General features: G+C 38.5%; 21 protein-coding genes. 19 read left to right on the top strand and 2 right to left on the bottom strand.

The features are described from left to right. From BFL47_RS10015 to BFL47_RS09940, 16 genes are all read left to right on the top strand, one after another. Entirely contained in the window at positions 1-1209 is a 1209-nt protein-coding gene (locus BFL47_RS10015) for an NADH-quinone oxidoreductase subunit D (RefSeq protein WP_069659654.1), read from the top strand. Next, complete coding sequence (locus BFL47_RS10010; RefSeq protein WP_069659653.1) at positions 1202-1741, top strand: NADH-quinone oxidoreductase subunit NuoE family protein; 540 nt, start codon at positions 1202-1204, stop codon at positions 1739-1741. Before BFL47_RS10015 ends, BFL47_RS10010 begins: the two co-directional genes overlap by 8 nt. Next, positions 1741-3108, top strand: coding sequence for an NADH-quinone oxidoreductase subunit NuoF (gene nuoF, locus BFL47_RS10005; protein WP_069659652.1), 1368 nt, complete (start codon positions 1741-1743; stop codon positions 3106-3108). Before BFL47_RS10010 ends, nuoF begins: the two co-directional genes overlap by 1 nt. An 18-nt stretch (positions 3109-3126) precedes the next feature. Beyond that, entirely contained in the window at positions 3127-4134 is a 1008-nt protein-coding gene (locus tag BFL47_RS10000; RefSeq protein ID WP_069659651.1) for a 2Fe-2S iron-sulfur cluster-binding protein, read from the top strand. Next, complete coding sequence (gene nuoH, locus BFL47_RS09995) at positions 4134-5183, top strand: NADH-quinone oxidoreductase subunit NuoH (protein ID WP_069659650.1); 1050 nt, start codon at positions 4134-4136, stop codon at positions 5181-5183. The genes BFL47_RS10000 and nuoH overlap by 1 nt, the downstream gene beginning before the upstream one ends. A 5-nt stretch (positions 5184-5188) precedes the next feature. After that, on the top strand, positions 5189-5686 hold the full coding sequence (locus tag BFL47_RS09990) for a NuoI/complex I 23 kDa subunit family protein (RefSeq protein ID WP_016196927.1): 498 nt from the start codon (positions 5189-5191) through the stop codon (positions 5684-5686). Positions 5687-5740: 54 nt separating this feature from the next. Further along, positions 5741-6238, top strand: coding sequence for an NADH-quinone oxidoreductase subunit J family protein (locus tag BFL47_RS09985; protein WP_069659649.1), 498 nt, complete (start codon positions 5741-5743; stop codon positions 6236-6238). Beyond that, the gene (gene nuoK / locus BFL47_RS09980) at positions 6238-6567 is read left to right on the top strand and encodes an NADH-quinone oxidoreductase subunit NuoK (protein WP_069659648.1); all 330 of its coding nucleotides are present in this window, start codon (positions 6238-6240) and stop codon (positions 6565-6567) included. Before BFL47_RS09985 ends, nuoK begins: the two co-directional genes overlap by 1 nt. A gap of 67 nt (positions 6568-6634) precedes the next feature. Next, a complete protein-coding gene (gene nuoL / locus BFL47_RS09975) occupies positions 6635-8545 on the top strand; it encodes an NADH-quinone oxidoreductase subunit L (protein ID WP_069659690.1) in 1911 nt (636 codons plus the stop codon). Positions 8546-8568: 23 nt separating this feature from the next. Further along, entirely contained in the window at positions 8569-10047 is a 1479-nt protein-coding gene (locus tag BFL47_RS09970) for a complex I subunit 4 family protein (protein ID WP_069659647.1), read from the top strand. A gap of 30 nt (positions 10048-10077) precedes the next feature. Further along, positions 10078-11457 (top strand): NADH-quinone oxidoreductase subunit N, encoded by a 1380-nt coding sequence (locus BFL47_RS09965; protein ID WP_069659646.1) that lies wholly within the window; start codon positions 10078-10080, stop codon positions 11455-11457. Positions 11458-11489: 32 nt separating this feature from the next. Beyond that, the gene (locus BFL47_RS09960; RefSeq protein WP_069659645.1) at positions 11490-12125 is read left to right on the top strand and encodes a DedA family protein; all 636 of its coding nucleotides are present in this window, start codon (positions 11490-11492) and stop codon (positions 12123-12125) included. An 18-nt stretch (positions 12126-12143) separates the two neighbouring features. After that, a complete protein-coding gene (locus BFL47_RS09955) occupies positions 12144-12689 on the top strand; it encodes an inorganic diphosphatase (RefSeq protein WP_069659644.1) in 546 nt (181 codons plus the stop codon). A 6-nt stretch (positions 12690-12695) separates the two neighbouring features. Then, positions 12696-14021 (top strand): hemolysin family protein, encoded by a 1326-nt coding sequence (locus tag BFL47_RS09950; protein WP_069659643.1) that lies wholly within the window; start codon positions 12696-12698, stop codon positions 14019-14021. A gap of 8 nt (positions 14022-14029) precedes the next feature. Next, positions 14030-14728 (top strand): 16S rRNA (uracil(1498)-N(3))-methyltransferase, encoded by a 699-nt coding sequence (locus BFL47_RS09945; RefSeq protein ID WP_069659642.1) that lies wholly within the window; start codon positions 14030-14032, stop codon positions 14726-14728. A 14-nt stretch (positions 14729-14742) separates the two neighbouring features. Beyond that, complete coding sequence (locus BFL47_RS09940) at positions 14743-15405, top strand: DUF4159 domain-containing protein (RefSeq protein WP_069659641.1); 663 nt, start codon at positions 14743-14745, stop codon at positions 15403-15405. Positions 15406-15439: 34 nt separating this feature from the next. Here BFL47_RS09940 and BFL47_RS09935 read toward each other — a convergent pair whose 3' ends face one another. Continuing rightward, positions 15440-17002: an SUMF1/EgtB/PvdO family nonheme iron enzyme gene (locus BFL47_RS09935; protein WP_069659640.1), complete on the bottom strand. Its 1563-nt coding sequence runs from the start codon at positions 17000-17002 to the stop codon at positions 15440-15442. Between the two features lie 103 nt (positions 17003-17105). Here BFL47_RS09935 and porV point away from each other — a divergent pair, with 103 nt between their 5' ends. Both porV and ispF read left to right on the top strand, forming a co-directional pair. Continuing rightward, positions 17106-18266: a type IX secretion system outer membrane channel protein PorV gene (gene porV, locus BFL47_RS09930; RefSeq protein ID WP_245681343.1), complete on the top strand. Its 1161-nt coding sequence runs from the start codon at positions 17106-17108 to the stop codon at positions 18264-18266. A gap of 49 nt (positions 18267-18315) precedes the next feature. Beyond that, on the top strand, positions 18316-18813 hold the full coding sequence (ispF, locus tag BFL47_RS09925; RefSeq protein WP_069659639.1) for a 2-C-methyl-D-erythritol 2,4-cyclodiphosphate synthase: 498 nt from the start codon (positions 18316-18318) through the stop codon (positions 18811-18813). Here ispF and BFL47_RS19605 read toward each other — a convergent pair. After that, positions 18802-18957, bottom strand: coding sequence for a FeoB-associated Cys-rich membrane protein (locus BFL47_RS19605; protein WP_131677823.1), 156 nt, complete (start codon positions 18955-18957; stop codon positions 18802-18804). The two genes, ispF and BFL47_RS19605, sit on opposite strands and share 12 nt — an antisense overlap. 109 nt (positions 18958-19066) lie before the next feature. Here BFL47_RS19605 and typA point away from each other — a divergent pair, with 109 nt between their 5' ends. Beyond that, entirely contained in the window at positions 19067-20872 is a 1806-nt protein-coding gene (typA, locus tag BFL47_RS09920; protein WP_069659638.1) for a translational GTPase TypA, read from the top strand. Positions 20873-21084: the final 212 nt, after the last annotated feature.

The following is a 21084-nucleotide window of genomic DNA, read 5'->3' as shown; positions in this document are numbered from 1 at the left end:
ATGAATGAACCCACTATAACACACGCATTAGATCGTAAAGAGACGACTACGCTAAATCTTGGTCCAACTCACCCGTCTACGCATGGGGTGTTCCAGAACGTTCTGGAAATGGACGGTGAGCGTATTATAAGTGGCGTTTCTACTATTGGCTACATACACAGAGCATTTGAAAAAATAGCTGAGCACAGGCCTTATTATCAGATCACACCATTAACAGACCGGATGAATTACTGTTCTTCCCCTATCAATAATATGGGATGGCATATGACAGTTGAGAAGTTGCTAGGTGTTCAGACCCCTAAAAGGGTTGATTACATGCGTGTAATTGTGATGGAGCTGGCACGGATATCGGATCATTTAGTTTGTAACGGAATATTAGGAGTAGATACTGGAGCTTACTCCGGATTCTTATACTTAATGGAACAGCGTGAGCACATTTATGAAATCTATGAGGAAATCTGTGGGGCACGCTTAACTACAAATATTGGACGAATAGGTGGATTTGAACGCGACTTTAATGATATCGCTTTTGCTAAAATTAAGAAGTTTATCAAAAATTATGTTCCTGTTCTAAAAGAGTTTGAGGTTCTTTTTACAAGGAGTCGCATATTTATGGATCGTACGGTTGGAGTTGCTGCAGTAGATGCACAGACTGCATTGGATTATAGTTGGACCGGCCCGATTTTACGAGCATGTGGTGTTGATTATGATGTTCGTGCTAATGAGCCATATTCTTCTTATGAAGACTTTGACTTTGATGTTCCTGTTGGGGAAACAGGTGATGTATATGATCGGTACATGGTTCGAAATGAAGAAATGTACCAGAGTATCCGCATTATTGAACAAGCTTTAGAAAAGATTGAAAAGGAGCCTAAAGGTATATTTCATGCCGATGTTCCTGATATTTACCTTCCTCCAAAAGAAGAAGTATATAACAACATGGAAGCCCTTATTTATCATTTTAAGATTGTGATGGGTGAGATTGATAGTCCAAAAACGGAAGTTTATCACTGTGTTGAAGGAGGTAATGGCGAACTTGGTTTTTATCTGGTAAATGATGGGGGACGAACTCCATATAGATTGCATTTCAGAAGACCTAGTTTTATAAATTACCAGATGTATGCTCCGATGAGCAGTGGAATGTTGCTTTCGGATGCTATAATTAATTTAAGTAGTTTAAATGTAATTGCGGGAGAACTAGATGCTTAAAATATCTGAAACAGATGAAATTATTTTTACTCCTGAGCTATTAGTAAAGTTCAACGAGATTTTGTTACGCTATCCGGAAGATAGACAAAAGTCCGCGTTATTGCCCATACTTCATCTTGTACAGGCAGAATACGGTTGGGTGAGTAGTCCATTGATGGATAAAGTGGCCGATTTTTTACAGCTTAAACCTATCGAGGTGTATGAAGTGGCTACCTTTTATAGTATGTTTTTTCTTAAACCTCCAGGTAAGTATATGCTGGAGGTTTGCCGTACAGGACCTTGTTGTCTTATTGGTGCTGAAACGATCATGAAACACATAGAAGAAAGGCTGAATGTAAAAGAGGGAGAAGTGACAGCCGATGGCTTGTTTAGCTGGAGGGGAGTAGAGTGTCTTGCGGCATGCGGTATGGGACCTGTGCTTCAAATTGCACCTGAGTACACCTTTTATGAGAATTTGACGGCTGCATCGGTTGATGAGCTGATTGACCGGTTACGTCTAACAACTGCTGAAAAGGCACAAATAATAATATAATGGGACGGAAATTATTACTTGAAAATATAAACGTTCCTGGAATTAACACTTTTGAAGTATATCGCAAACATGGTGGTTATCGTGCTGTAGAAAAAGCTTTAAAAACAATGTCTACTGAGGATGTTGTAGAAGAAGTGAAAAAGTCAGGTTTAAGAGGACGAGGAGGAGCAGGGTTTCCTACAGGGATGAAATGGAGTTTTCTTGCCAAACCGGAAGGAAAGCCAAGATACCTGGTGTGCAATGCTGATGAATCGGAGCCAGGGACATTTAAAGACCGTTATTTGATTACCCATATTCCTCATCTGTTAATCGAGGGTATGATAGTCGCGAGTTATGCTCTAGGTGCAAAAACATCATATATCTATGTAAGGGGTGAAATGATGCCCCAGATAAGGATTCTTGAACGAGCAATTGCTGAAGCAAAGGCTGAAGGTTTCCTGGGTAAGAATATATTGGGAACGGGTTATGATCTTGAATTATATGTACAACCTGGTGGTGGTGCCTATATTTGTGGTGAAGAAACGGCCCTTATTGAATCCCTGGAAGGAAAAAGAGGTAATCCAAGGATTAAACCTCCGTTCCCTGCTATTTCAGGTTTGTATAATTGCCCTACTGTAGTCAATAATGTAGAATCAATAGCTGCTGTAGTTCCTATAATTAATGATGGCGCTGATGAATATGCTAAGTTGGGAATTGGAAGAAGTACGGGAACAAAGCTTATATCTGCTTCTGGCAACATTAAGAACCCAGGTGTTTATGAAATTGAACTGGGAGTTCCTGTAGAAGAGTTTATTTATTCGGATGAGTATTGTGGCGGAATGGCTAATGGGAAACGACTAAAAGCTGTGGTAGCCGGAGGTTCTTCTGTACCTATCCTTCCTGCTAATCTTATTTTGAAACTAACTACTGGTGAAAATAGACTGATGTCTTATGAATCATTAGCTGAAGGAGCATTTGCTTCCGGGACCATGTTGGGTTCGGGCGGTTTTGTGGTTTTTGATGAGGATCAGTGTATCGTTAGAAATACCTGGAACTTCGCCCGGTTTTACCATCATGAAAGCTGTGGTCAGTGTTCTCCTTGTCGTGAGGGAACGGGTTGGATGGAAAAGGTACTTCACCGGCTTGAATATGGTCATGGTAAATTAAGTGATCTTGATTTACTGGTTGATGTAGCGAAAAAAATAGAAGGAAATACAATTTGCCCATTGGGTGATGCGGCTGCCTGGCCTGTTGCCAGTGCAATTCGTCATTTCAGAGATGAGTTTGAATGGCATGTATCACATGCTGAAGAAGCGATGGGAAGAAATTACGGCTTGGCACATTACGCAGATCCTTTGCCAAAGGCCGAAACAGTTGCTGCTAATTAATATAAATGGTCCTTTAACATGTCTGAAAGAGTTAAAGTAACAATAGATGGTATAAGTATTGAAGTGGATGCAGGAACAACTATCCTGAACGCTGCAAGGCTTATCGGCGGAGATATTGTTCCTCCGGCAATGTGCTATTATTCGAAATTAGAAGGTAGTGGCGGAAAGTGCCGTACTTGTTTGGTTAAAGTAAGTAAGGGTTCTGATAAAGATCCTCGCCCAATGCCTAAACTGATTGCTTCATGCCGTACCGGCGTAATGGATGGTATGGAGGTTCAAAATATTACCTCTCCTGAAGTGATGGAAGCGAGAAAGGGTATTGTAGAAATGTTGCTGATTAACCATCCGTTGGATTGCCCGATATGTGATCAGGCTGGAGAATGTAAGTTGCAGGATTTGAGCTATGAACATGGTAGCGAGGCAACTCGTTATGAGTTTGAACGGAGAACTTTTGATAAAATAGATATTGGGGATAAGATACAGCTTCATATGACACGCTGTATTTTATGTTACCGTTGTGTTTATGTGGCTGATCAGCTTACTGATCAACGTGAGCATGGAATTCTAGGTAGAGGTGATGCGGCTGAAATTTCAACTTACATTGAAAAAGCGATTGATAATGACTTTTCTGGAAATGTGATTGACGTCTGTCCTGTTGGAGCGCTTACCGATAAAACATTCCGGTTTAAAAACAGAGTTTGGTTTACAAAACCTGTAGATGCGCATTGCGACTGTGATAAATGTTCGGGAAAAGTGACTTTATGGTATAAGGGTGAAGAGGTTCTTCGAGTGACAGCGCGTAAGGATGTAAATGGTGAAGTAGAATCTTTTATTTGTAATACCTGTCGTTTTGAAAGGAAAAATACAAGTGAATGGACGATTGAAGGACCTAGGAAGATTTCGCATCATTCAGTGATTTCTTCCAATCACTATGAGTTATTGGACCCGCCTGCAGTAATCAGAAAGAATCCTGCTTTGAAAGAGGCGAATATTGAAGAATTTGAAAGAGTAACCAGACATTATTAATGGAATTAACATTTGTTATAGAAAAGGTAGTTTTAGTATCAGTTATATTTCTGATTACTTTAGGCATTGCAGCGTATTCTACGTTGGCCGAAAGAAAAATTGCCGGTTATATTCAAGGTCGGGTAGGTCCGCACAGGGCCGGTCCTTTTGGTGTATTCCAGCCTTTGGCTGATGGAGGTAAGATGTTCTTTAAGGAAGAAATTATTCCTTCTCAATCAAATCCTTTCCTTTTTATTGCAGCACCTTGCCTGGCTCTTCTAACAGCAAGTATCGGGAGCGCGGTTATTCCATGGGGACAAGATGTTACGATAGGGGACCGTGTGATACAGCTTCAGGTTGCCAATATTAATGTTGGAATATTATACATATTTGGTGTGGTATCTCTGGGTGTTTATGGAATTATGATTGCCGGTTGGTCCTCTAATAATAAATATTCTCTTATGGGATCTGTTCGTGCAGCTTCACAGAATATTAGTTATGAAATTGCAATGGGATTATCCTTGATCGCACTTTTAATGGTAACTCAGACTTTATCCATGAGGGAGATCGCTGAGCAACAAAATGGATTTTGGCAAAACGGCTGGTTTTCATGGAACATATTTTGTCAGCCTATCGGATTTCTTGTGTTTATAGTTTGTTCTTTCGCAGAGTGTAACAGAACACCTTTTGATTTACCTGAAAGTGAAAATGAACTAGTTGCCGGATATCATACCGAGTACTCTGGGTTTAAGCTGGGAGCATTCCTGTTTTCTGAATATATTAACATGTTTGTATCTTCAGCTGTCATGTCTACTTTATATTTTGGTGGATATAATTTCCCATTTATGAATGATCTGGGTCTGTCATCGAATATCATTGCTGTATTAGGAGTTCTTTTCCTTTTTGCCAAAATATTCTTTTTCATCTTCTTTTTTATGTGGATTCGCTGGACGGTTCCACGGTTTAGATATGATCAGCTGATGAATTTGGGATGGAAGGTTTTAATTCCGCTCTCCATAGCAAACATTGTAGTAACTGGAATTTGGATTACGGTTAAAGATTTATTATAAAATTTATGGAGTCCTTAAGTAATAGAAAAAAAGTACTAGAACAGAAGCCAATGAGCTTTGGGGAGAAGATTTATCTTCCATCCATAGCAAAAGGTCTGGCTATTACATTCAAGCATATTTTCAAGAAGAGGGAAACTATTTTTTATCCTGAAGAGCTTAGGCCGATGTCCGAAAACTGGCGTGGTCTGCATTCTCTTAAAAGAGATGAGAATGGTAAGGAAAGGTGTACTGCTTGTGGATTGTGTGCTTTGGCATGTCCTGCTGAGGCAATTACCATGGAAGCTGCTGAACGCAAGAAGGGTGAAGAGAATCTATATCGAGAAGAAAAGTATGCCGCTGTTTACGAAATAAACATGTTGCGCTGTATTTTCTGTGGATTATGTGAGGAAGCTTGTCCTAAAGAAGCAATCTATCTGGATGGTCCCTTTTTGGAGGCCGATTATCTCAGAAAGGATTTTATCTTCGGGAAAGATAAGCTCGTTGAGGAACCATTGAAACCATAAAATATTATAACTTTGATTCTATAACTGCAAATTAAAGTAAAATCCACTGAGTTAATGAACTTATTCTATTTCGTTGCTTTTCTATCTGTCTTTTTTTCACTACTGGTTATTTTTTCTAAAAACCCAGTATACAGTGTGTTGTATCTGATTGTGACATTTTTCACTTTTTCCATACATTATATCTTACTTAATGCACAATTTCTGGCTATTGTAAATTTCATTGTATACATGGGAGCTATATTAGTCTTATTCCTATATGTGCTCATGCTTTTAAATCTAAATAAAGAATCGGAACCGATGAAATCTAACCTCTTAAAGGTGGTTGGTGTTATCGCAGGTCTTTGTTTGCTTTTAACTGTAGCAGGCTCGTTAAAATTATTACATGTATCAGATCCTGTTCTTTTAAAGAACCCTGATATAGGATTAGTTCGAAATCTGGGAAAGGTGTTATTTAAAGAATTTTTACTTCCTTTTGAAGTGTCATCTATTTTGCTGCTTTCAGCGATGGTAGGTGCTGTATTATTAGCTAAAAAGGATATAACTAAAGTATAATGGAAACAGTTACTCAATCAATTCAAGGTATACCATTAAATCACTATATCTTATTAAGTGCCATAATTTTTACAATTGGAGTTATTGGTGTTCTGATAAGAAGAAATGCAATTATTATTTTCATGTCTGTTGAACTGATGTTAAATGCAGTGAACCTTTTGCTAACCGCTTTTTCCGTTTATTGGGGAGATGCGTCGGGACAAGTGTTCGTGTTCTTTATCATGGCTCTCGCTGCTGCAGAGGTAGCGATAGGGTTGGCTATTTTGACTATGATATACAGGAATACAAATTCCACAGATATCAATATATTGAACAGATTAAAGTGGTAAAATATTAATTGTTTTTAAAGCAGATATTTCTCATTATTTATATAAACAAATACGGACAAGATTCATGTTGATAAATTTAGTTTGGTTAGTTCCATTGTTTCCACTGGTTGGATTCCTGATCAATGGTTTAGGCAGGAATGTTTTGCCAAAAGGAGTTATAGGGTTTATTGGAAGCCTAAGTATACTGCTATCTTTTATCGTTAGCATTGGCATCTTTACTGAACTAAATGCTTCAGATATTAAATCTTTTTATATTCCATTGTTTGATTGGATTCACACAGCTGCTGTAAAAGTGCCTTTTGCTTTTCAGATTGATCCTTTGAGTTCCATCATGCTGTTGATAGTAACTGGAATAGGGTTTTTGATTCATGTTTATTCCATTGGGTACATGAAACTGGATACTGGATTTGGGAAGTACTTTTCTTATCTGAATTTATTTATTTTCTTTATGCTGCTCCTGATCCTTGGATCAAACTATGTAGTGATGTTTATTGGTTGGGAAGGAGTTGGTTTATGCTCTTACCTATTAATTGGTTTTTGGTTTACTAATCCCTCATTTGCAACGGCTGCTAAAAAAGCTTTTGTAATGAACCGAATAGGTGATCTGGGCTTTTTAATTGCCATATTTATCATATTTGCCACTTTTGGAAGTGTAGAATTTGGTGATGTATTTATGCAGGCAGCTAAAATGGAATCTGGTAACACTACTTTGTTATGGATCACCATGCTATTGTTTGTTGGGGCAATTGGAAAGTCTGCTCAGGTTCCATTGTTTACCTGGCTACCTGATGCAATGGCTGGACCGACACCAGTATCCGCGCTGATTCATGCCGCAACCATGGTTACCGGTGGTGTTTACATGATCATCCGGTCAAATATATTATTTACATTATCACCAATTACACTTCATCTGGTTGCTGTAATAGGAATTATTACGGCTATACTAGCCGCTGCAATTGCTGTATCTCAAACCGACATTAAGAAAGTTCTTGCTTACTCTACTGTTTCGCAGTTGGGTTATATGTTCTTAGGTTTAGGCGTTGGAGCTTATACCGGAGCGTTGTTTCATGTAATTACCCATGCCTTTTTTAAAGCTTTATTATTCCTTTGTGCAGGCTCTGTGATTCATGCAATGAGCAATGAACAGGATATGCGTAAAATGGGTGGGTTAAAGAAAAAGCTACCAATTACATTTTTAACCATGTTGGCAGGTACGCTGGCAATCTCTGGAATCCCTCCATTCTCAGGTTTCTTTTCTAAAGATGAGATTCTAGCCCATGCTTATGAGCAGAGTCCTTTATTATGGATAATAGGGGTGATCACGGCGTTGCTTACCTCTTTCTATATGTTCAGAATGTTATATCTAACCTTTTATAAAGGTTTTCGGGGAACACAAGAGCAGGAACATCATCTTCATGAATCACCTGCAACGATGACTATCCCTTTGGTAATTCTTGCAGTTCTGGCTGTATTCGGAGGGGTGATTGGAATACCTGAAATTTTAGGTGGACATCATTGGTTGGCAGGCTTTCTTGCTCCCGTCTTTGAACATCAAGGCCTGGTTGTAGCCACAACAGCGCCTCTAGACCATAGTACAGAATTAATTCTGATGGCTATTTCAGTTGGAGGAGCAATTATTGCTGCGTTGTATGCCTACTCCCGTTATGTAAAGGGCAGCCATATTCCTGCAGTAGATGGGTCGTCAAGAGATCTGCTCTCTAAGCTATCTTACAACAAATTTTACGTTGATGAAGTATATGACTTTATTATTGGTAAACCTTTAAATGCCTTGTCATCCTTTTTCTACAAGATCATTGATAAAGGAGCGATAGATGGATTTGTCAATGGATTAGGTAGGGCCACATCGGAAGGAAGTAAAGTTTTGCGCCTTTTGCAATCAGGAAATGTAGGGTTCTATATTTTTATGATGATTACAGGAATTGTGGCATTACTTGTATATGGATTTTATAATATATAATAGAGAAGGATAAGAAACGATAAATGGAAATTTTACTGCTCATATTTTTGCCCTTAGCTGGTGCCTTGATTTCATCATTATTTGGTGAAAGGCAGCAGGTAAAGACTTTAGCTTTTATCTGGTCGCTGCTTTCTTTAGGACTGACAGCTTACCTTCTTTCGGTTTTCAATCCAGAGAGTTCTGCACCGCAATTTGTTGTTGACCATTCCTGGTTAAGTTACTATGGGATTCGGTTTAAAGCTGGAATAGATGGTATCAGCATGATCGTGGTACTTCTAACCAATGGCTTAATGCCTTTGATTATTTTATCTAGTTTTAAGCATACCTATAAAAGACCTGGCTCTTTTTATGCATTGATTCTGTTGATGCAAAGTGCTTTACTATTGGTATTTACAGCACTAGATGCATTTCTTTTTTATATAGGTTGGGAAGCATCTTTAATACCTATTTATTTTATCTGTGCTATATGGGGTGGGGAAAATAGAATAAAGGTTAATATGAAATTTTTCATATATACTTTTGCCGGTAGTTTAATTATGTTGCTGGGAATCATTTACCTGCATCTTCAAACTCCGGATAAAAGCTATGATCTTCAAGCTTTTTATGACTTATCTTTAAGTACTGCTGAACAAGGCTGGATTTTCTGGGCTTTCTTTCTAGCCTTTGCAGTTAAAATGCCCGTATTTCCCTTCCATACCTGGCAGCCTGATACTTACACAGAAGCTCCTACTACGGGAACTATGTTGCTTTCCGGTATAATGCTTAAAATGGGTATTTATGGTGCAATACGATGGTTGATCCCAGTAGCTCCACTTGGTTTCGCTGAATGGGGACAATTCGCGTTAATACTTTCTATCATAGGTGTCGTTTATGCATCCATTATCGCTTTTACTCAAAAAGACGTCAAACGGTTGGTGGCCTATTCGTCAATTGCACATGTAGGCTTAATTGCAGCTGGAATTTTTGCATGGAATACCAATGGTTTACAAGGAGCAATGATCCAAATGATCAATCATGGTATCAATGTATTCGGAATGTTCTTTGTTTTGGACATCATCATCAGAAGACTCCATACCCGTGACAGCTTTGAAATGGGCGGTATAGCAAAAGTTGCACCACAACTTGCCATTGCATTCCTGATTATAATTTTAGGAAGTATTGCACTTCCGTTAACAAATGGATTTATAGGAGAATTTCTTCTCTTATTTGGGATCTATCAATATAATATTTGGGCTTCATTAATAGCAGGATTAACGATAATATTGGGTGCGGTGTATATGTTAAGACTGTATCAAAGAGTCATGTTGGGCCCTACAAATGCTTTGACATTAGGTTTCAAAGACATTGACGGAACAGAAAAGCTAGTGCTTGGAGTGGTTTGTGCCCTGATTATTATTATTGGCGTATATCCAAATCCGATTTTACATATATCGGAAGCCACAGTTAAGGCATTGGTGGATATGGTAGACGGGAAAGTCCATGGTATTAGTACCACATTCTAAATTAAGAACGAGGGATACAGAATAAATAAAATGAGCGCATTAATTACGATAACAATTTTAGCATTACTTCTCTTATACCTGGGACTTTTCAAAGCGAAAAAGGCTCTTTTGCCTGTTGCATTGATAGGTCTTATGGTGGCACTGGTTTTGTCCTTAATGGAATGGAACAGTAATGCCGCGCCAATTTTTAGCGACATGATGCTATACGACCGTTTTGCGATAGCATTCTCTGGTATAACTATTTTTTCGACTATATTAATTATAGCTTTATCAAAAGACTATTTTGAAAGGATTAGTTCTAATGTAGCCGAATATTATGCGTTAATCTTGTTTTCATTGGCAGGAATCATCTTAATGGTTTCCTATCATAATCTTTCCATGTTGTTTATTGGAATTGAGATCATGTCTGTGAGTTTATACATCCTTGCAGGTATAAAGAAAAGAGATTTTGCCTCTAATGAAGCCGCTTTAAAGTATTTTCTGATGGGTGCTTTTTCTACAGGTATTCTTTTATTTGGTGTGACTTTAATTTATGGTGCCTCAGGATCATTTGATCTGGAAGGAATCAAACAGTATATTTTGAAAGATCCAACAGCCGTATCTCCGCTCTTGTATACCGGAATAACACTTCTGATTGTAGGTTTATCTTTTAAAGTAGGGGCAGCTCCTTTTCATTTCTGGGTGCCAGACGTATACGAAGGATCTCCATCTCTTATTGCGGCTTACATGAGTACTGTAGTTAAAGTAGCGGGATTTGCTGCCTTTCTCCGTTTGATCATGTTTAGTTTTGCTCCATTACAGGATTTCTGGATCCCAATGATTATTGGAATGTCTGTTCTCTCCTTATTAATAGGAAATGTAACGGCAGTTTACCAGCAACATTTTAAAAGGATGCTGGCATACTCCAGTATTTCTCATGTAGGATACATGCTATTTGCCATCATAGCGCTTAATGGCTCATCTGATAATGCCGTATTTGTATATGCCGCAGCTTATTCAGTTGCTACTATTATTGCCTTTGGTGTATTGATCTTATTGCAGGGACAGGTTGGCAACGATAGCTTTGATAGTTTTAACGGCCTTGCCAGAAAGAATCCTTTTATTGCCTTAACTCTTACCATCGCCATGTTATCACTAGCAGGTATCCCGCTTACTGCAGGTTTTATCGGTAAGTTTATGATGTTCTCAAGAGCATTGTCTTCTTATCATATTTTTCTTGTCGTATTTGCCGCACTCAATGCGATGGTAGGGATCTTTTACTATTTTAAAGTTATTGTAGCCATGTATTTTAAAGAAGAAGATCGTAAAGAATTAATTGTTCCTATTTACTTCAAGCTTGTTCTTGGATTTTCTGCCTTGGTAACGATTGTCTTAGGTGTTTATCCTGATTTTATAGCAAGCCTTATTTAATATAAATATTCGTAGCTTTACGAATATCCATTATGTACGAATTCTGGAATTATCTTCAACATCTAATAAATCCTGAACTCCTACTAAGAGAAGGAGGATTTTATGTCTTGTTATTTGTGGTCTTCGCAGAAACAGGATTGTTTTTTGGGTTTTTTCTTCCAGGCGATTACCTCTTATTTTTGTCAGGTATGTTCGTCGCTACAAACAAGTTAGACGTTTCTATCTACACCCTCATTACAGGCCTTATTATTGTCGCTATACTAGGAAACTTCGTAGGCTATTGGTTTGGAAGACGAACGGGACCTGTATTGTATTTACGTAAGGATTCCCTGTTTTTTAAGAAAAGATACCTTCTCGCTGCTGAAGAATATTATCGAAAGCAAGGTGCATTTGCATTAATTATGGGAAGATTTATTCCCATTGTACGAACTTTTGCTCCAATAGTAGCTGGATTAATTAAAATCGATAGCAGAAAATTCGCTTTGTATAATATGGTAGGTGCGTTTCTTTGGGTAACTTCCTTAACCTTAATAGGCTTTTTCCTTGGTAGAAGGTTTGAGAAACAAATAGATCAATATTTGTTATACATAATCATAGGTTTTATACTAATTACAGCTATTCCATTAGTGTATACCTATTTAAATAGAAATAGAAAAAAAATAGTCTGACCACAAATAAAAACGAAAATGAGTAATTCAAACGCCTGGCATAATGTCTCTCCAGGAAAAAATCAACCTGAATTTGTTAACGCAATAATTGAAATCCCAAAAGGTTCAAAAGCGAAGTATGAACTCGACAAAGAAACTGGCCTTCTTCGCCTTGACCGTATTCTTTTTTCATCAGTTATGTATCCTGCAAACTATGGGTTCATTCCACAAACATATTGTGATGATGAAGATCCATTAGACATCCTTGTACTTTGCTCTGCTGATGTAGTTCCATTGGCGCTTATTGAAGCGAAAGTTATTGGGGTGATGCATATGGTTGACAATGGCGAACAAGATGATAAAATCATTGCAGTTGCTAAAAATGATATGTCTGTTAATTACATCGACGATTTATCAGCCCTACCTCCTCATACCATGAAAGAAATTGTTCGTTTCTTTCAGGATTACAAAGTACTCGAACATAAAAATGTAACCATAGAACAGCTTATGGGTAGAGAACAAGCATATAAAGTTATTCAAGATGGAATAGATTTATACAATGAAACTTATTTAAATAAACTATAAAAATAAATGGGAATCCAAATATTTTGGACTTTTTTCCTTGTTGTATTAAATGGCTTTTTTGTAGCCGCAGAGTTTGCAATAGTAAAGGTCAGGGCCTCACAGATTGAAATTCAAGCAAAATCTGGAAGCCGCATTGCCAATACGGCCAAACATATCACCCAGCACTTAGATGGATACCTGGCTGCAACACAGTTGGGTATTACACTTGCATCTTTAGGGCTGGGATGGGTCGGTGAGGAAGTAATGGAGCATGTATTACGAAATATTCTGGTAAGCTTTGGTGCAGACCCAGCGTTTCTTGAATCGTTTACTAAAACTGCTGCACCTATTATCGCTTTCACATTTATCACTATATTACATATTGTTTTCGGAGAACTTGCTCCTAAGTCTATAGCGATTCAAAAGCCTATTGCTGTAACCATGGCTATATCATTGCCTCTTCATTACTTTTACATGGTTTTTCGTCCCTTTATATGGTTGCTGAATGGCTTTGCTAATCTGATATTAAAGCTGATAGGAGTAAATGCTATAGGTGGTCATGAGGCTGCTCATAGTTCTGAAGAACTTCAATATTTACTCGAACAAAGTAAAGAAAGTGGTGCTCTGGATAGTAATGAGCATGAATTGATAAAAAACGTATTCGACTTTAATGAGCGTGTCGTTAAAAATATTATGGTTCCCCGAACCAAAATGTCAGCAATAGAACTTACTATAGCTCCCGAAGAAGTAATCGCAACAGTCGTTAGAGAGGGATATTCGCGTATTCCTGTTTATGACGAGACTATAGATAAAATTGTGGGTATTATTCACGCCAAAGATATCCTCCCTATCATTGCTAATAGGAAGGAAATGTTGGTTAGCAATATTATCAGAAAACCCTATTTCATTCCTGAATCAAAGAAAATTAACGATCTGATGGCTGAGTTTCAGCTTAGGCGCATTCAAATTGCAATTGTATTGGATGAATTTGGTGGTACTGCTGGTATGGTTACTCTGGAAGATATCGTAGAAGAACTTGTCGGTGAAATTCAGGATGAGTTTGATGAAGAGAAACCTATTGTAGAAAAAGTATCTGACCATGAGTTTATTGTCAATGCCTCTGCCTCTATTTATGACGTTAATGAACATCTTCCACATGATTTGCCTGAGGATGAAGATTATGATACAGTAGGTGGTCTTGTTGGCGATCTGTTTGGTAAAATTCCTGAAGTAGGCGAACGCAAAGAGTTTTACGGATATGTCATTACAATAATGAAAAAGACAGAACAAAATATCGAATCTGTAAAATTAGACCTGGTAATTACCCAGGAAGATATGGTAGATGAACGTTAATTCTGATTATGCATTTGTTCTATACTCCGGATATAACGGGAGATCAATACGACCTAAATACAGAAGAAAGTAAACACTGTATCCGGGTATTGCGACTCCAGCAAAATGATATCATCCAGCTGATTGATGGTAAGGGAGGTCTTTACGAAGCTAAAATCGTTCAACCTGATCCAAAAAAAACGTCCCTGACCATCGTTAATTGTGTCAGAGAATATGGTAAAAGAAACCACTATTTACACATTGGAATCGCTCCAACCAAAAATATGGAACGATTGGAATGGTTTGTCGAAAAAGCCACAGAGATTGGTATTGACGAAATCACCCCTCTCATTTGCGACCGCTCCGAACGAAAAGAAGTGAAGTTTGAAAGGCTTAATAAAATCATTACATCAGCCGTAAAACAGTCTATTAAAGCTTATCATCCTCAATTAAATGAACAGGTACGGTTCAAAGACTTTGTGAAAAAGGATACCGGCCAACGTTATATTGCCCATTGCATGGAAGGAAACAAGAAGTATTTTTCAACTGATTTGATAAAATACGATCGGTATACCGTGTTAATTGGTCCTGAAGGCGATTTTACGCCTCAAGAACTTGAATCTGCTCTGTCTAATGGCTATCAATCACTCACTTTGGGTACAAGTCGCTTGCGCACTGAAACAGCAGCCCTGGAAGCTTGTTTTGAGCTTAACTTTCTCAACCGATAAAAAAGATATAGAAGATGAAAAAGACAGGATCTTTGGCCATGCTCATTGTGTTATCGATCCTCTTTATTTCTGCATTTGCTCCATCATTTAAAATAGCCAGACTTAAGTATAATGGAGGAGGAGACTGGTACGCAAACAGAACGGCGCTTCAAAATCTGGTAAATTTTTGTAATCTAAACCTTTTAACCAACATAGATTCCGAGGAAGGTATTGCAGATGTAGGCAGTGCTACACTTTTTCAATACCCCTTTGTCTATGCAACCGGACATGGAAATATCCTGTTTTCAGAAGCAGAAGCCAAAAACCTAAGAAAATATCTAATAGGTGGAGGATTTCTCCATATAGACGACAATTACGGGCTTGACAAGTATGTAAGGCCTCAGATGAAGAAGGTTTTTCCAGAGTTGACTTTTGTTGAGCTCCCTGCTTCCCATCCTGTTTATCATCAGAAATACGAATTTTCCGGAGGGTTACCTAAAGTGCATGAGCATGATGGTAAGCGATCTCAAGGTTTTGCCTTAATCCATAAGGGAAGAATGGTTTGTTTCTATACCTACGAATGCGATTTAGGGAACGGTTGGGAAGATTATGGAACCTATGAAGGTGACTCTGAAGCCACTCGTCAAAAAGCCCTTAAAATGGGTGCAAATCTAATTCAGTATGCATTAGGGCAGTAAGATGCCCTAATGCATAACAAGGATTGAAGAATAGCTATTTAGCTTTTTTTCTTTTTGGAATTGAAAAGTTTTTCTGACCATTTGTATTGATCACCGGAGAACCAACCATACTCATTGCGCAACGGAAACCTACTTCAGCGCTTGTTTCATCTTCAGGCATAAACCTTCTTGTGGCAGGATTTAACCAATAAGCGCGATCATTCCATGATCCCCCTTTATAAACCTTCGAACGGTCATTTACTAAGGTCGTTACCCCATATAAGTCCTGGTTAACTGAATCCTTAAACCCTCTCATGTCGTTAGTGAATTTAGGCTCTGATAAAACAGTTGCACTATCCGTTTGCCCGTTCACTTCAGCCCAGGTTTGTTTCCTTCTGCTTGTAGCAGGATCTTTGATTGGCCGGCCATATTTATCCTTGGCAAAGGTGCCCTTTTTAGCATCGGCCATTCGTTTATTCACATATTCATTTCCACGAAAAGGATTAAAGTCATTAAAATCTTCAAACGACATTTTTCTGTATGTGTCAGCAACCCATTCATTGACATTTCCAGCCATATTATACAAGCCAAAATCGTTAGGCATATAACTTCTTACCGAAGCAGTAATATCAGCCTTATCATTCAGTCCACGGGCAACGCCCATATTATCACCTTCGCCTCTTTTAAAATTGGCCATTATAAGACCTTGCGTTTTTCTTGAAGCAGAACGAACTCCTAATCCACTCCATGGATAAATTCTTCCATCTTCAATATTTTCGTTAGCAGAATTGCCAGACAAAGCAAGGGCAGCATATTCCCACTCCGCTTCAGATGGAAGGCGATAATGCTCCTGTAATACACCATCTTCTTTTCTAACCGGACGACGAGCACTATTGCTGCCTTTATTTCCCGTAGCATTGGCGGCAGGATTCAAATTTGAAGGCATTCTCTTTCCATCAATACCCTCACCCTGGTATTGACCATTCAAATAAATATCTGTATTAAAAGGATCAGAAGTAGCCTTCCCTCCCTTACTTGCCAGTGTTGCAAAATCAACCATTACGCCTCTGGAACGCAGAATCTGTTCATTAACCCTGTCTGTACGCCATTCAGCATACTCTTTGGCCTGATCCCAACTGATTCCAATTACGGGATAATCCTGATAAGCTGGGTGCCGAAGGTAATTTTCTACATAAGGTTCGTTATAGGAAAGTGGACGACGCCATACCAGGGTATCAGGAAGCGCATTATAGTAATACTCACGGTCATTCGGGAAATTCCGTTGAATCCAATATAGATATTCACCCCAATTTACATTCGATACTTCAGTTTCATCCATATAAAAAGACGGTACTGTTACTCTTCTTTTTATATTATCATATTCATAAGCAAGGTCTTCCTGTAAGCTTCCGCCCATTACAAATGTTCCGCCTTCTATTGCAACTAAACCAGGACCAGGTGCTGGTTTAATATTTTCAGCAACAGTAAAACCGCCATTTTTGCTGTCATTATAAGCCCATCCAGTGTTTGATGATGCGCTCTTGGTCTTACATGATGTAACTAAACCAACTATTCCAATGAGGATTCCTGAGACAAAAAATATTGATAATCTTTTCATTTAATGTTTAAAACATTGAATTGTAAAAATAGCAAATAATCGAGTACTTAACAAAAATAGCAAGGTAAAAGCCTTTTTTATATTAATATCCCTACTTTTATACATGATCTTGTGTTCCAGCCGAACTGTATTTGTGTTCACCTTTCTATTGTTGTTTTGCTTAATCGAAAGCAAAGCACAAGTTGCAGGGTATACGGGAACGGTACTAACAGAAAAAATTCAAACCGCAGTGCCCTTTTTGTTGATCAGTCCTGATGCCCGCTCCGGAGCTATGGGCGATGCCGGTGTTGCAACGTCTCCTGATGTGAATTCGATCCATTGGAATCCCTCTAAAATAGCTTTTGCAATCAGTAAATCGGCCATTTCTTTGTCTTATACCCCCTGGCTGCAGCAGCTTGCTCCTGATATTTACATGGCTTATTTAAGCGGATATTATAAAACGAACAGTAGAAACACAATCGGTCTTTCCTTTAAATACTTTTCCATGGGTGAAATTGAATTGCGCGATGCCTCATCTGCAGCAAACGGAACCTATAATCCAAGCGATTTCTCCATTGATGGAACATTTGCCAGATCCTTTGGTAACTCGCTCTCGCTGGCTACCACTTTCCGGTTTATTTACTCAAAAATAGCCAGTGATGTCCTGGTGAATAGTCAGCAATCCAGTGCAGGTACTGCTTTTGCAGCAGATTTATCAGCCTATTATAAAAAGGAAATTCAACTGGCAGGGAAACCATCAGACCTTGCCTTTGGAATTAACCTATCCAATATAGGGAACAAATTAAGCTATCTCAATGATGATAACAAACAATTTTTGCCCACTAACTTAAAAATTGGCAGTGCATTAACGCTACACCCTGATAGTCAAAATCAACTTACTTTGGCGTTGGATTTCAATAAACTTCTGGTTCCTACTCCTCCTCAAACGGATGCTGAAGGAAACATTAGTGCTGGAAGATCCAACGATAGATCGGTTGCATCCGGTATATTCGGCTCCTTCTCTGATGCGCCTGGTAGTTTTTCAGAGGAATTAAAGGAAATAAGTATGGGTGCTGGACTGGAGTATCTTTTCGATCAGAAGTTTGCATTGCGTACCGGTTATTATTACGAAAATCCGTATAAAGGGGAGAGACGTTATCTAACCATGGGAGCCGGCTTCAAATACAGTCAATTAAATCTTGATTTCTCTTACCTGCTGGCTAGTATTCAACGAAGTCCGCTTGCTAATTCTCTGCGCTTCTCTCTAATGTATGCCATTAAATAATAATAGCCTTCCATAATTAGCCCTCAAAAACATATAAAAGAATAACAACATGAAAATAAGAGTAGGATTTGGCTTTGATGTCCATGAATTAAAAGAAAATCATCCATTTATTGTTGGCGGAGTTCAGTTAGAACATCATTCAGGAGCATACGGACATTCCGATGCGGATGTATTGCTCCATGCTATTTGCGATGCGTTATTAGGTGCAGCGAATCTTGGAGATATTGGTCAGCACTTTTCTAATCAGGATGACCGGTGGAAAGGAATTAGCAGCATGGTACTGTTTAAAGAATGCGTTCGCCTCATTACTGAAAAAGGATGGCGAATTGGGAATATAGATGCCATGATCTGTCTGGAAGCCCCCAAACTTAACCCACACGTTCCAGCAATGAAAAAAAATATAGCCGAATCAATTGGTATAAGCGAAGAGGATATCTCCATAAAAGCAACGACCAATGAAAAAATGGGATTTATTGGTCGGCAAGAAGGCGTAGTTGCCTATGCCGTTTGCCTGATAGAAAAAGTTGTCACCAGTTTAGTCCTTTAGCTTTACCCCACTAAAGTCCGCTCCACACTTTCCACAGCCAGATGCGCAGCCACTTTTAGCATGCAAACTTCTGTATATAAGGCGGCCTATATAGGCTGCCGCTAAAATAAATAACACCAAAACAAGTACTTCCTGGATGCCCATGTACAAAGGTATAATTTTATTACTCCCTGATTGTCATTATATTTTAAAGTTCAAACACACTTTCTCACGATAAATATTGTACCTTTGCAAAAAATTTTTAGGGCATTTCATGCAGAATATCAGAAACATTGCAATCATTGCACACGTTGACCACGGTAAAACTACCCTTGTTGACAAAATTTTACACTCTTGCCAGTTATTCAGGGATAATGAAGAAACTGGTGAATTAATTCTGGACAGCAACGATCTTGAACGTGAGCGAGGAATTACTATTGTAGCTAAAAACGTATCCGTTAATTATAAGGGAGTTAAGATCAATATCATTGATACTCCTGGTCACGCCGATTTCGGTGGTGAAGTAGAACGGGTTCTTAAAATGGCTGATGGTGTAATCTTGCTAGTTGATGCATTTGAAGGAGCGATGCCTCAAACTCGTTTTGTTACTCAAAAAGCATTGGCATTAGGATTAAAACCTATTGTTGTTGTCAACAAAGTGGATAAAGAGAACTGTCGTCCGGAAGAAGTTTACGAATCTATATTCGAACTTTTCTATAACCTGGATGCTACAGAAGATCAGTTAGACTTCCCTGTTATCTACGGTTCATCTAAACAAGGATGGATGAGTACAGATTGGAAAGAAAAGACAGAAGATATATTTCCACTATTGGATTCTATCCTGGCTAACATCCCACCAGCACCTGTATCCGAAGGAACTTTACAAATGCAGATCACATCATTGGATTATTCCTCTTTCGTAGGTCGTATTGCAATTGGACGTGTTGCCAGAGGCGTGGTTAAAGAAAATATGCCAGTTTCGTTGGTAAAACGTGACGGTACGATTCAAAAAACACGTATCAAGGAGCTATATACATTCGAAGGACTAGGTAAAATCAAAGCGAAAGAAGTTAGCGCAGGTGATATCTGTGCGGTAGTTGGTATTGATGGTTTTGATATTGGTGATACCATTGCTGATATTGATAACCCGGAACAACTTGCTGTAATCCATATTGATGAGCCAACAATGAACATGTTGTTCACCATCAATAACTCACCATTCTTTGGTAAAGAAGGAAAGTTTGTAACTTCCCGTCACTTACGTGAACGTCTTTTCAAAGAAATGGAGAAAAATCTTGCCCTTAAGGTATTGGAAACCGAATCTCCTGATTCTTATCTGGTATACGGTAGAGGTATTCTACATTTATCTGTATTAATCGAAACCATGCGCCGCGAAGGCTATGAGCTACAGGTTGGTCAGCCACAGGTAATCCTGAAAGAAATTGATGGTAAAAAATGCGAACCGGTAGAAGTACTGATCGTTGACGTTCCCGGAGAAGTTTCAGGTAAGGTGATTGAACTAGTAACTCAGCGTAAAGGTGAATTACTGATTATGGAACCTAAGGGCGATTTACAACATCTTGAATTTGATATTCCAGCTCGTGGTATCATCGGATTAAGAAACAACGTTTTAACTGCAACAGCAGGTGAGGCAACTATGGCACACCGATTAAAAGGCTATGAGCCTTGGAAAGGAACCATTCCAGGTCGCTCGAACGGAGTTTTAGTATCTATGGACAAGGGTATGACTACTGCTTATGCAATTGATAAATTGCAGGACAGAGGTCGTTTCTTTATCGATCCGGGAGTTGATGTTTATGAAGGTCAAATATTAGGCGAGCATATCCGCGATAATGATTTGGTTATTAACCTGACTAAAGGGAAACAATTAACAAATATGCGTGCATCCGGTACGGATGATAACGCTCGTATTTCTCCTGCAATCAAGTTCTCTTTGGAAGAAGCAATGGAATATATTCAAAGTGACGAGTATATTGAAATTACGCCTAAGAGCATGCGCCTTCGTAAGATCTATTTGAACGAAGCTGAACGTAAAGTGAACGCAAAGAAATTTGTTTAAATATTAGGATTGGATCCGGAAGCTCTTCACATATAAGGGCTCTAAATTTTAATCGATATCAAAAGGCTGAAGAATTGGATTTATTCCTTTTTATTTAGCCTTTTTTTATGCGATAAATTGTTCAAATAAACCTTTACTTACTATAATTTGTAGGGGGATTAATTTTGGTCTTATTTTCAAATGATTCATTACCCGTGCGGAAAAGGTGCGGA

The organism is Arcticibacter eurypsychrophilus (assembly GCF_001730525.1).
GTDB classification, from domain to species: Bacteria; Bacteroidota; Bacteroidia; order Sphingobacteriales; family Sphingobacteriaceae; genus Arcticibacter; species Arcticibacter eurypsychrophilus.
This window is presented reverse-complemented; position numbering and strand designations above follow the sequence as displayed.

Coding starts and splice junctions, on each gene's coding strand:
- BFL47_RS10010 (WP_069659653.1), top strand. CDS start 1,202: ATGCTTAAAATATCTGAAACAGATGAAATTATTTTTACTCCTGAGCTA.
- BFL47_RS09990 (WP_016196927.1), top strand. CDS start 5,189: ATGGAGTCCTTAAGTAATAGAAAAAAAGTACTAGAACAGAAGCCAATG.
- BFL47_RS09985 (WP_069659649.1), top strand. CDS start 5,741: ATGAACTTATTCTATTTCGTTGCTTTTCTATCTGTCTTTTTTTCACTA.
- BFL47_RS09955 (WP_069659644.1), top strand. CDS start 12,144: ATGAGTAATTCAAACGCCTGGCATAATGTCTCTCCAGGAAAAAATCAA.
- typA (WP_069659638.1), top strand. CDS start 19,067: ATGCAGAATATCAGAAACATTGCAATCATTGCACACGTTGACCACGGT.
- nuoH (WP_069659650.1), top strand. CDS start 4,134: ATGGAATTAACATTTGTTATAGAAAAGGTAGTTTTAGTATCAGTTATA.
- BFL47_RS09935 (WP_069659640.1), bottom strand. CDS start 17,002: ATGAAAAGATTATCAATATTTTTTGTCTCAGGAATCCTCATTGGAATA.
- BFL47_RS10015 (WP_069659654.1), top strand. CDS start 1: ATGAATGAACCCACTATAACACACGCATTAGATCGTAAAGAGACGACT.
- BFL47_RS09965 (WP_069659646.1), top strand. CDS start 10,078: ATGAGCGCATTAATTACGATAACAATTTTAGCATTACTTCTCTTATAC.
- nuoF (WP_069659652.1), top strand. CDS start 1,741: ATGGGACGGAAATTATTACTTGAAAATATAAACGTTCCTGGAATTAAC.
- BFL47_RS10000 (WP_069659651.1), top strand. CDS start 3,127: ATGTCTGAAAGAGTTAAAGTAACAATAGATGGTATAAGTATTGAAGTG.
- BFL47_RS09945 (WP_069659642.1), top strand. CDS start 14,030: ATGCATTTGTTCTATACTCCGGATATAACGGGAGATCAATACGACCTA.
- BFL47_RS09940 (WP_069659641.1), top strand. CDS start 14,743: ATGAAAAAGACAGGATCTTTGGCCATGCTCATTGTGTTATCGATCCTC.
- ispF (WP_069659639.1), top strand. CDS start 18,316: ATGAAAATAAGAGTAGGATTTGGCTTTGATGTCCATGAATTAAAAGAA.
- porV (WP_245681343.1), top strand. CDS start 17,106: ATGATCTTGTGTTCCAGCCGAACTGTATTTGTGTTCACCTTTCTATTG.
- BFL47_RS09950 (WP_069659643.1), top strand. CDS start 12,696: ATGGGAATCCAAATATTTTGGACTTTTTTCCTTGTTGTATTAAATGGC.
- nuoK (WP_069659648.1), top strand. CDS start 6,238: ATGGAAACAGTTACTCAATCAATTCAAGGTATACCATTAAATCACTAT.
- BFL47_RS09960 (WP_069659645.1), top strand. CDS start 11,490: ATGTACGAATTCTGGAATTATCTTCAACATCTAATAAATCCTGAACTC.
- BFL47_RS09970 (WP_069659647.1), top strand. CDS start 8,569: ATGGAAATTTTACTGCTCATATTTTTGCCCTTAGCTGGTGCCTTGATT.
- BFL47_RS19605 (WP_131677823.1), bottom strand. CDS start 18,957: ATGGGCATCCAGGAAGTACTTGTTTTGGTGTTATTTATTTTAGCGGCA.